Below are 10,928 nucleotides of genomic sequence, written 5' to 3' on the forward strand. Positions count from 1 at the left end.
GTTTTCAATCATTTCAAAATGTTTTGTAAAAACCATTATAAGTGAAACAGAAAGCATTGAGCAAGGTATTTTCAGTCGCGTTGTTCACCTTCTATTGTATAGTACGCACCTGGAAAAGTCTTGCTAATGGCTAAGTTGTCACACGATATCTATTTCTTCCCGTATTCTTTAGATGCAAATCCTCTTTCACAAGTTTGCTTCAGTAGAAAGAACAGGTAAACTAGAGAAAAGAACCATATGAAAGAGAGGAATCGGTGTGTATTTTTCTTTCAAGCATGATAACTGGGAATGGATTGAAGTCGAGCAGAAAACCGATTTGAAGGCAGAACTTTCCCATCAATCCCATATGAGTAGTAAGTGGCTTGAAACCCTTGAAAAGAACAAACAAGATGTCATCGGTAACTCAACGGCCGTTCGGGATGAGGAGGCACTTTGGGGGAGACTTACGTACGAACAAAGCATGCACAGTAAAGATGAAAATAAGACTTTTTCATTTTTTCTCACGAAAGATACGTTGTTGACGTCACAGTTAAATCAGGACCTGTTCCCGAAAGAAGCGCGTGAAGAAATGGAATCAAAACTGGAGGGTTCGGAAAATGCAGTTCAGGCATTTGTCGTCCTTCTAAATGCGGTTCTGCACAAATTTCTTGAGCAAATTGATCAGTTTGAATATCGTCTAAGAGAGATGATTTGGGAAATCAAAGAAAATAATAATATGGCTTTACTAGAACGTATTGCACAAAGCAGGCATGAATTGATTATTTGGAATAACCTAGTCATTCCATTAGTCGAAGTTCAAATGACGATTGAAGAGACTTTTGAAGAAAAACAACTTGGAACACTTGAGTATAAGCGGCTATGCACGAGAATAAAACGAATCAAGATGCTGATAAGAGAGTACAGCCAAGAAGTGGAGGCTCTAACAGACATGGAGAGTCTTGTATCCAATCAGCGAGGAAACGAAATCATTAAAACGCTCACAGTGATTACGACAATCTTTACCCCGGCTGCAGTTTTCGGGGCGATTTGGGGAATGAACTTCAAGTCGATTCCGGAGTTTGAGTGGGCACACGGTTATGCCTTTGCACTCACCGTCATTCTGTCCACTACATTCGGTCTTTATTTCTATTTGAAAAAGAAAGGCTGGATGGGAGAAATTTTGAAAACCAAATCGAATCGGTCCATGTTCAAGTGAAAGAAAAGGAGGGTGAGGAATGACCGATCAAGAAATGGACAAAATCCTTCGTATTCGTACGGAAGGCACAATTGAAATCTTACAAAGTTCAGCGCATTATAACCGCTATGAAGCGACGCCGTACAGCGTATTGGAAGCGTTGTTTGAAATCTATCCGCTACGTTCCACGGATCATCTCGTGGATTTCGGGTGCGGCAAAGGAAGGGTCCCTATCTATAGCGCGTATCGTTTTGGAAGCATCGTCACAGGCGTCGACTTGAATGGACGTTTGTTACAAGAAGCGTTTGTCAATCTCGCAGATTTTCGAGCTTCACAGAAACGGTTTCGCGGCTCTATTGAATTTGAACAAACTACTGCAGAAACGTATCAGATTCAAGCTAGACAAAATGTCTTCTACTTTTTCAACCCTTTTTCAGTGGAGGTTTTCCAGACAGTCATTCGCAATGTGTTAGACTCTGTTGACCGTTATGAGCGACAGGTAGATATCATCCTTTATTACCCCACGACTGCCTTCGTGTACTTTTTGGAAGAACAAACTCCTTTTGAACGAATTGAAGAAATCCCCATCCCAATGCTGTCAATTGACAATGAGGATGAACGTATATTGATCTATCGATATGAATGAAGTAAAGCCAGTCCGCATATTGGGCTGGCTTTTTAAGCAGTGACCTTTTGTAGAAGTTCCTCAATTTCAAGCTTCGGTAAAGGTCGGGAATAGAGAAATCCTTGAACCTCATCACAGCGAAGCGTACTTAAAAATGTGGCTTGCTCATCTGTTTCAACACCTTCTGCGATGACATCGATGCTTAGATTTTTTGCAAGTTCAATAATGGTTTTAATAATCGCAGTGTTGCTACTGCTGAGATCTTGCAAGAAGATTTGATCGATCTTTAAATGCGTAATCGGAAATTTACTTAAATAACTTAAAGATGAATACCCTGTCCCAAAATCATCAATACTGACGTGGATTCCCTCGGTATGCAGTCGCTGCAAAATCTTTTGTGAGTAGTCCACATCCGTTGTCATGCTTTCAGTGATTTCAATGTTTAAATAGGTAGGATCCAATCCAGTCTTCTTTAGAACTCTGAGAACATTGTTGATGAAAGTTGGTTGTTTGAACTGACGAATTGAAACGTTCACACTCATTCGGATGTTTGGAAATCCCCGATCTTGCCACTGCTTGGCTTGAGCACATGCAGTTTCCAACACCCATAATCCAATAGGTAGAATTAGGCCGCTTTCTTCTGCAATAGGGATAAATTGTCCAGGGGAGATTAACCCTTTCTGGGAGTGATTCCATCGCGCTAACGCTTCAACCCCCGTCATGGTTCCCGTTTTCATATCGTATTGGGGTTGATAATGGAGTTCCATTTCATTTCGACTGATTGCTTGACGTAAATCCATTTCAAGCAATGTTTTCTCGATCATGTCATTATTCAATTCTTGAGTAAAGAAACGGTGAGTGCTCTTTCCTTGATCCTTTGCAAGAAATAATGCTGTATCTGCATTTCGCAGTAGAGTGTCATAATCTTCACCGTCAAACGGAAAACGACTAATTCCTATGCTTGGAGTGATGTACACTTCAATCGATTTAAATGTATAGGAATTCGAAATCTCTTCAATGATACGAAGCGAGATCTCGTTTACTATGTCCTTATCAGTCTCTCTTATCATAAGGACAAATTCATCGCCAGCGAGACGACAGGCTAAGTCATTCGGTCCAAGACAAAGGGTAAGTCGTTCGGCAACTGCTTTCAGCACCTCATCGCCAATGAAGTGACCTAGGGAATCGTTAATGTTTTTGAAACGATCCAAATCTAAATATAGAATGGAAAAGGTATCAGCCACTTTGATGGCTTCGTTGACCTGAGACTTAAATAGTCTGCGATTAGGAAGGCCGGTCAAGGCGTCATAAAATGCCATATGTTCTACAAGTTTTTCTGCCTTTTTCCGCTCGGTAATCTCGACACACGTTCCTACGACTTCGATTACCGCTCCATCTTCCTGTACGGGAGACAAATAAATAATAAAACTGTGGTCTAAATAATCGAGTTCGAATTGACAGGGCTCCCCATTAAGGGCTGCGTATGCAAATGGTCGTAGTTGTTGAAGCTCTAGACGACTGAAAGGATTTGATTCTCCACGGGTATTTATCAGATTGCTCGTCAGACCTAGTTTTTCACAAATTTGACCTTCCAATAAAGTGATGAAAATACGTCCATTTTCATCTGCTTCATATTTGAAAATTGCATTTTGCAAGTTCTTAACAGTCGTCCGGAAATCATTCTTCAATGCAGATTCCAGCGCTTTCTCTGCCTCGATCCGTGCAGTAATGTCAGTTCGAATGGAGATATATTCATAGGGTTTTCCGTTATCATTTGAAAAAGGAACGATGGTTGTGTTCATCCAGTAAAAGGAACCATCCTTAGCTCTATTTTTTACTTCACCACGCCAAACTTCACCACCTTGAATCGTTTCCCACATATTTCTGAAAAATTCTTTAGGGTGATAGTCTGAATTAATGATTCGGTGTGTCTTTCCTAACAACTCTTCTTCTGCGTACTTGGAGAGTTCACAAAATTTAGGGTTTACATACTTGATGACACCCACAGCATCAGTAACAGCAATGACAGAGGCATGATCCAGTGCAGACTGTAAATTATGTAACACTTTTAATGTTTCATCATATTTTTGGGAAGTCAGGCATTCTTCCGTAATGTCCGAATCAATGGAAATATAGTGTGTTGTCACTTCGTCTTCGTTGATGACAGGTACGACTGTAGCTCTTACCCAATAAGGAGTTAAGTCCTTTGCAAGACCATTAACAATCAGTTGCTTAATGGGTTCTTCATCATCGGTAAGGTTCATCTCCTCAAATACCATTTGAGGATCATGACTCGGAGACAGTACTTGATACGTGTTCCCAATCAGCTCTTCTGGATTAAATTGAGTCAGTTCGCAGAAATGTTTGTTGACATACGTAATCTTACCGTTCGTATCTGTTATCGACACACAGAATTTTTCATCGAGAAGTCGTGATAGTGAAGGTATATTTTGAGCATCTGTTAACACCATAGTCACGGAATCCTTTCTTGTACTAGGTGAATTTCACTTAGGACGGGTAATGGTTTTTTTAATATTAGCTATATGTTAATAATTGAGTAAAAGTGCCTAGTACTTATGATTCGATTATAACACTGCATCTTTAGACCTTCTAGCCATTTAGAGATAAACTTATCTGTTACATTGGAATATACAAATAGTTCTCGTTTTTTAGACACATCTTTAGACAGGTTGCAGTGAATTGGTGGCGAAGGTATCATGTAAGATGAACAGATATGCAAGGATTATATCGGCTTACATAAAACTATTTACACTGAAAGATCAGAAATCATCTTAGACTATTACATTAAGGAGCTGTCGGAAATGGATGGACAGTTGGACAGAATTAGACGGGAATCATTAAAACAGAAAGTGGTATCGGCAGAAGAGGCTGCATCTTGGATTCAGGACGGAATGACACTTGGCTTAAGTGGTTTTACACGTGCAGGTGACGCAAAAGCAATTCCGGAAGCACTCGTAAAGCGAGCTCAAACAGAGTCTTTCAAAGTAAATGTATTTACAGGGGCTTCGCTAGGACATGATATCGATAAACTCTTTACAGAAGCGGGAATTGTAAATAAGCGGCTGCCGTTTCAGGCAGATGCTACGATGCGTAAAGGTATTAATAATGGGGATTTGTTATTTGTCGATCATCATTTGTCTAATACGTCTGAACTGATCCGGGGCGGTGTGTTACCGCAAGTAGATATTGCTGTTCTGGAAGCGGTTGCAATTGCAGAGGATGGATCGATTATTCCTTCGACTTCTATTGGGAATTCTTTGATTTTTGCAGAACATGCGAAGTCCATAATAGTAGAGATCAACGTTGCCCATTCTGAAGAGTGGGAAGGCGTGCACGATATTTACGATCCAGGTGTGTTAGGAGATCGTGAGCCGATTCCTTTGACTCATCCAGATGAGCGGATTGGAACTTATGGAATACCTGTTGATCCGGATAAAATAATCGGGATTGTGTTGACGGAAGAATATGATTCGTTTTCGACAATCGACGAACCAGATGAAGAGACGGAAGTGATGGCTGGACATTTGCTTCAATTTTTACGATCTGAGATTGCTGCAGGCAGGTTGACGAAAGAATTAGCCCCTTTGCAATCAGGAATTGGGTCGCAAGCAAATGCGGTTCTTCATGGTTTGTTAGATTCCGAATTTGAAAATTTAGAAGTCTATTCTGAAGTACTACAGGACTCTGTGTTTGAACTCATTGATGCGGGAAAAGTGAAATCAGCATCATGCACATCGATTACTGTAACTGAAGAACGCATGGACATTTTAAGAAATAACCTACCTTTTTATAAAGAGAAAATTGTTATGCGTCCACAAGAAATTTCGAATCATCCAGAACTTATTCGCAGACTTGGTACGATTTCCATTAACACAGCACTCGAATTCGATATATATGGCAACGTTAATTCCACGCATGTTACAGGGACTAAAATGATGAATGGGATTGGCGGGTCAGGAGATTTTGCTCGTAATGCCCGTTTGGCTATTTTTGTGACCAAGTCTCTTGCGAAAAAGGGCGCGATTTCAAGTTGTGTACCATTCGTTTCCCATGTCGATCATACGGAGCACGACGTGGACATCCTAGTCACTGAACAAGGATACGCAGATTTACGGGGACTTGCGCCAAAAGAACGGGTGGAGTTGATCATTAACCGATGCGCACACCCTTCGTATCGCCAGGAATTATGGGCATACTATGAAGAAGCAGCACTTCGTGGTGGACATACCCCTCATATTCTTGAGAAAGCGTTAAGCTGGCACATTCGTTTAGCGGAAACAGGAACTATGCGCGAGTCGAAAGAAGAAGTGACGCAATCATGAGAATTTCACTGTTCGGTGGCACTGGTCGTGTAGGTTCTATCTTATTGCAGCGATTGCTTGATAGTGGACATCACGTAACAGCCCTGGCCCGAAATCCTGAGAAGTTGCCAGTTCATCCTAGCCTGACCGTCATTCAAGGAGATGCCAAGGACCAAGCTGCTATTGCGACAACTATCCTCGGTAGTGAGGCGGTGGTGAGTGCGCTTGGAACAGATAAAACAACGACTTTGAGCGAAGCGACTCCTCACATAATCGAGGCTATGAGAAATGAACATATAAAGAGGATTCTAACGATTGGTACAGCTGGCATTTTGCAAAGCCGGATGGACCCTGAACGACTTCGTTATGAAGCGGGAGATTCCAATCGAAAACTGACAACAGCTGCAGAGGAGCATCATGCTGCGTATCGATCGCTGTCAGCATCCGACTTGGACTGGACCATCGTTTGTCCAACCTATTTACCGGATGGAGAAATTACAGGAACCTACCGGACGTTAGACAACTGGTTGCCCGTGGAGGGGAAACAAATTTCTTCCGGAGACACCGCACACTTTGCTGAGAATGAGTTGGTTGCGTGCAATCATCTTCATGCTAGAGTAGGAATTGCATACTAAGGTTTTTATACGGCCAAAAGCCCGCACATCCCATAAACAAAGGGATGTGCGGGCTTTTGCCATTAACTCAATTGTGAAAGGAACATCGTTGCGATGCCGAAGTAAATAAGTAACGATAATATATCGTTTAATGTGGTAATAAGAGGACCAGAAGCGACGGCTGGATCGACATTGAACCTATTAAGGAGTAATGGGATTATCGTTCCGGCGATGGTCCCGATAATGAGTGTCGAAAGAAGGGAAACACCGACAACAAAACCAAGTACCATACTTCCTTGCCAAAAGAATGCGATGATTGCAATGAGCAAGCCGCATGTGATCCCTATGACAACTCCTACAACAATTTCCCGCATCACTAACTTAAGTGTTTTTTTCCATGTCATTTCTTCAGATGCCAATCCACGTACGACAACAGCTAACGACTGCGTACCCGTGTTACCCGTCATTCCAGCAATCATAGGCATGAAAAAGGCGAGGGCGACAACTGCATTCAATGTGTCTTCAAACTTCGAAATGATACTCCCAGACACCAGTCCTATGAATAAAAGCAAAATCAGCCATGGCAGTCTGCGACGAGCGGCAACTAAGGGTTTCGTCCGGAAGTCGATGGACTTACCTGAGGCTAGCAGCATTTCAATGTCTTCGTCTGCTTCACGGACGACGATGTCCAGCACTTGATCACCAGAGATGGTTCCGACTAGTACATGATCACCTGTTGTGACAGGGATAGCATCGAAATCGTATCTTCCAATCAGTTTGGCAACGTCTTCCTGTTTAGTGAGCACATCGACTTGGATGGGCTCTGTCCTCATAATGTCAGCTATGCGCTGATCATCATCTGCAAGCAGTAAATCTCTAAAGGTGACCACCCCGATCAGTCGCTGGTCTTCATCCACTACGTATAAGTAATTGATAAAATGAGCTAGGTTTTCGAACTTTTTAAGTTTTTGCTCAGCATCGGTAACAGAGAGTTGCGGAGAGATAGGTATGTAACGGTTAGTCATGACGCGACCGGCCGTTTTAGGAGGATAATCCATAATATGGAGAATAGACTCCAATTCTTCGCGCCGCATTTTAGCAATTAAATCATCAATTTTACCTTTAGAAAGCCCTGTTAATAAAAAAGCTAAATCGTTATTTTGCATCTTATGTAAAATTTCAGTAGAACGATCTGGTCCAATCCTTTCTAGTACAGAGAGTTGTTCATCTTTACTAAGATAGCGCAGCAATTCGGTTAGTTCTTGAATAGAGAGCCATTCCAAAAATAATGTTTTTCGTTTCCTAGGAAGCTCCTTATATTGGGAGGCAATCTCGTACTTTTCTAATGCATTGATGATTTCGTGAAACGTATCTTTCTTTCCTTCGTTAAGAACCCGAATTATGGCTCTCTCCAGCTGTACTTTGTCTAAAGTCTCTTTCTTTTTTTCTTTATGTAACAACGCCACGCCAATCACCTCATATTTGCTCATTCTATCATTCAGACTTAATAATGCTTATGCCCGTTCTAGATGAAAAGGAAACAATCAAGCTATTATCTAAACAGTTGTTTATTCAAATTTTAGAATAAAAATTCATTTATCAGTCAATTTGTGTTTTAATAGAACAACCTACAATTTCAAAGGAGAGGATCATGCATTGTGAATAAGCAGTACTAGGAAACCATCTCCACCGTATTTAATTTATAACTATTTAACAAGGGGAGGAAAGGAGAGAAGCTACGAAATTAAAACTAATATTACAGTTTCATTACTGTTTTTGTAATTTTCATGTTTAAATGAATTCTACTAGGGAAAGTGCAATAGAGAGCACAAAAAATAGCCAATAGGCTAATACAAAAGGGGAGTTTCATAGAATGGGAAAATTGAAGATGATGTTATTGATGCTTGCTGCATCGGTTCTACTGCTTGCAGCCTGTGGTAAAGATGATGATGACAAATCGTCTGGAAATGCTGGTGAATCTGGGGATACCAGCTACGATTTAGTTAAAAAAGGGAAATTCACATTTGCAGCAAGTGGTGTATACAAACCGTTTAGTTTTGAGGAAGACGGAGAACTAACAGGTTTTGATATTGAAATTGGAAATGCGCTTGCTGAAAAGATGGACCTTGAACCGAATCCAGTAACAAATCCATTTGAAACGATCTTACAGGGATTAGTTGGTAAGAAGTTTGATGCAATTATCGGTTCGATGGCATACACAAAGGAACGTGCAGAACAAGCAGATTTCACTGAGCCTTACTACTATTCTGGTGGAATGATCTTTGTTGCAAAAGATAATGACGAAGTCAAAGGTCCAGATGATCTTGAGGGTAAGAAAATTGGTGTCGTTGCGCAATCCACGTATGAAGCGCCTGCAAAAGAATTATCCGATAACGTCCAGTACTATAGTAGTGACGTAGTAGCGCTTAAAGATTTGACAGTAAAAGGTCGTCTAGATGCTGTTATCACTGCTGATATTGTTGGGTATGAAGCAATCGATAATGGATTTGAAGTGAAGGAAGTCGGAAAACCGATGTGGGTAGAACAGCCATCGATTGCTGTAAATAAGGAAAATCCTGAATTGACAAAAGCATTGGATGAAGCACTTCAAGCACTTATTGATGATGGAACGTACAAAGAGATTTCAGATAAGTGGTTCGGTCGCGACCTTCTTGACATCGATTTAGAAGGTGTTGAGTTATTAGAATGATTGAACTAATCACCTATTTAATGGAAAGCTGGTGTGCCGGTGCCTGAGTTATTTGTAACCTTTTATGAGGTATTCATGCAAACCTACAAAGGCTTCCTAGAAGCAGGTCTATTGACCATCGAAATTACAGCGATTGCAGTAGTTATAGGAACAATCCTTGGGATCATCTTCGCACTAATGAAGATTTCCCACTCTAAAATATTACAGACCATCGCAAACTTATATATCACCCTGATACGAGGAACTCCTTTAATCGTACAAATCATGTTCCTCTACTTCGGGATCACTTCGATTATCATACTGGAAAACTTCTGGGCGGGTGCAATTGCTCTAGGTATCCATAATGGAGCCTATATTGCGGAAATCTTCCGAGGATCGATTCAAGGGATTGACCGAGGTCAGCGAGAAGCGAGTCTTGCGTTAGGGATGAATAGTTCTCAGACAATGAGACGTATTGTATTTCCACAAGCATTGCGACGCGCAATACCGCCACTAGGCAACCAGTTCATCATTACATTGAAAGACTCTTCGTTAGTTTACGTAATCGGTGTATCTGAATTGTTCGGTGTTGCCAATCGTGTTGCAGCATCTAACTTCAAGCAATTTGAAACGTTTCTCGTAGTCGGTCTTTACTATCTTATTCTCGTTCTGATTTTCACTGCGTTACTGAAGTGGTATGAGAACAAATTGGATGTGGATAAATAATGGGGGCAGATACGATGATCAAAGCAGAAAACGTCCATAAGTCATTTGGAAAACTTGAAGTGTTAAAAGGAATTGATATGGAAGTGCATCCAGGAGAAGTTGTTGTTCTCGTCGGTGTTAGTGGATCGGGGAAAAGTACATTCCTTCGGTGCCTGAATTTCTTGGAATTGACCAATGAAGGCGTCATTACGATTGACGGAAAACGAGTGAATCAGAAAAAAGACGATCTTTCAAAAGTCCGGGCTGAAGTGGGGATGGTATTTCAGCATTTCAACTTATTCCCTCATAAGACGGTGCTTGAAAATGTGATGGAAGCGCCAATCATGGTCAAAAAGGTAGCCAAGTCTACTGCTAAAACAACAGCTCTTGAAATTCTGGAAAAAGTGGGTCTGTCCGATAAGGCAGATGTCTATCCAAATAAGTTGTCAGGTGGTCAAAAACAGCGTGTTGCGATTGCCCGCGCACTCGCAATGGAACCGAAAGCATTGCTGTTTGACGAGCCAACGTCTGCACTTGACCCTGAGTTGGTAGGGGAAGTCCTGCAAGTAATGAAAGACTTGGCAGACGAAGGAATGACGATGGTTGTCGTTACCCATGAGATGAAGTTCGCCAAAGAAGTTGCAGACCGCGTCATTATGCTGAACGAAGGAATCATCATCGAAGACGCAGACCCTGACACATTCTTCAACCACTCCTCAAATGAACGAACTCGACAATTCTTAGAAATGGTAAACGTTTAGTGAAGTAAAAACCTCTATCTAGACTGACATAGTGATTT

Annotated in this window: 9 protein-coding genes; 7 read left to right on the forward strand and 2 right to left on the reverse strand. The window is 41.3% G+C overall.

Going from position 1 to position 10,928, the window contains the following annotated elements; translation table 11 throughout:
* The first annotated feature begins 256 nt into the window (after positions 1–256).
* On the forward strand, positions 257–1,195 hold the full coding sequence (locus tag RL70_RS00495; protein WP_039041482.1) for a magnesium transporter CorA family protein: 939 nt from the start codon (positions 257–259) through the stop codon (positions 1,193–1,195).
* A 19-nt stretch (positions 1,196–1,214) separates the two neighbouring features.
* On the forward strand, positions 1,215–1,820 hold the full coding sequence (locus tag RL70_RS00500) for a cyclopropane-fatty-acyl-phospholipid synthase family protein (protein ID WP_039041483.1): 606 nt from the start codon (positions 1,215–1,217) through the stop codon (positions 1,818–1,820).
* Positions 1,821–1,852: 32 nt separating this feature from the next.
* Here the strand turns inward: RL70_RS00500 and RL70_RS00505 are convergent, their stop codons facing one another.
* Positions 1,853–4,270 carry an EAL domain-containing protein gene (locus RL70_RS00505; protein WP_052245697.1) on the reverse strand — a complete coding sequence of 806 codons (2,418 nt, stop codon included), beginning with the start codon at positions 4,268–4,270 and terminating at the stop codon, positions 1,853–1,855.
* Positions 4,271–4,621: 351 nt separating this feature from the next.
* Here RL70_RS00505 and RL70_RS00510 point away from each other — a divergent pair, with 351 nt between their 5' ends.
* Positions 4,622–6,142 (forward strand): succinate CoA transferase, encoded by a 1,521-nt coding sequence (locus RL70_RS00510; RefSeq protein WP_039041484.1) that lies wholly within the window; start codon positions 4,622–4,624, stop codon positions 6,140–6,142.
* On the forward strand, positions 6,139–6,756 hold the full coding sequence (locus RL70_RS00515) for an NAD(P)-dependent oxidoreductase (RefSeq protein ID WP_039041485.1): 618 nt from the start codon (positions 6,139–6,141) through the stop codon (positions 6,754–6,756). The genes RL70_RS00510 and RL70_RS00515 overlap by 4 nt, the downstream gene beginning before the upstream one ends.
* A gap of 62 nt (positions 6,757–6,818) precedes the next feature.
* Here RL70_RS00515 and mgtE read toward each other — a convergent pair whose 3' ends face one another.
* A complete protein-coding gene (mgtE, locus tag RL70_RS00520) occupies positions 6,819–8,201 on the reverse strand; it encodes a magnesium transporter (protein WP_369795165.1) in 1,383 nt (460 codons plus the stop codon).
* A 416-nt stretch (positions 8,202–8,617) separates the two neighbouring features.
* Here mgtE and RL70_RS00525 point away from each other — a divergent pair, with 416 nt between their 5' ends.
* The 3 genes from RL70_RS00525 (at position 8,618) to RL70_RS00535 (ending at position 10,890) form a co-directional block, all read left to right on the forward strand.
* Positions 8,618–9,445, forward strand: coding sequence for a transporter substrate-binding domain-containing protein (locus RL70_RS00525; RefSeq protein WP_197054059.1), 828 nt, complete (start codon positions 8,618–8,620; stop codon positions 9,443–9,445).
* 75 nt (positions 9,446–9,520) lie between these two features.
* Complete coding sequence (locus RL70_RS00530; RefSeq protein WP_197054058.1) at positions 9,521–10,150, forward strand: amino acid ABC transporter permease; 630 nt, start codon at positions 9,521–9,523, stop codon at positions 10,148–10,150.
* Between the two features lie 14 nt (positions 10,151–10,164).
* The gene (locus tag RL70_RS00535) at positions 10,165–10,890 is read left to right on the forward strand and encodes an amino acid ABC transporter ATP-binding protein (protein ID WP_039041491.1); all 726 of its coding nucleotides are present in this window, start codon (positions 10,165–10,167) and stop codon (positions 10,888–10,890) included.
* Positions 10,891–10,928 lie beyond the last annotated feature (38 nt).

Source organism: Sporosarcina sp. ZBG7A (assembly GCF_000813425.1).
Taxonomy (GTDB): domain Bacteria; phylum Bacillota; class Bacilli; order Bacillales_A; family Planococcaceae; genus Sporosarcina.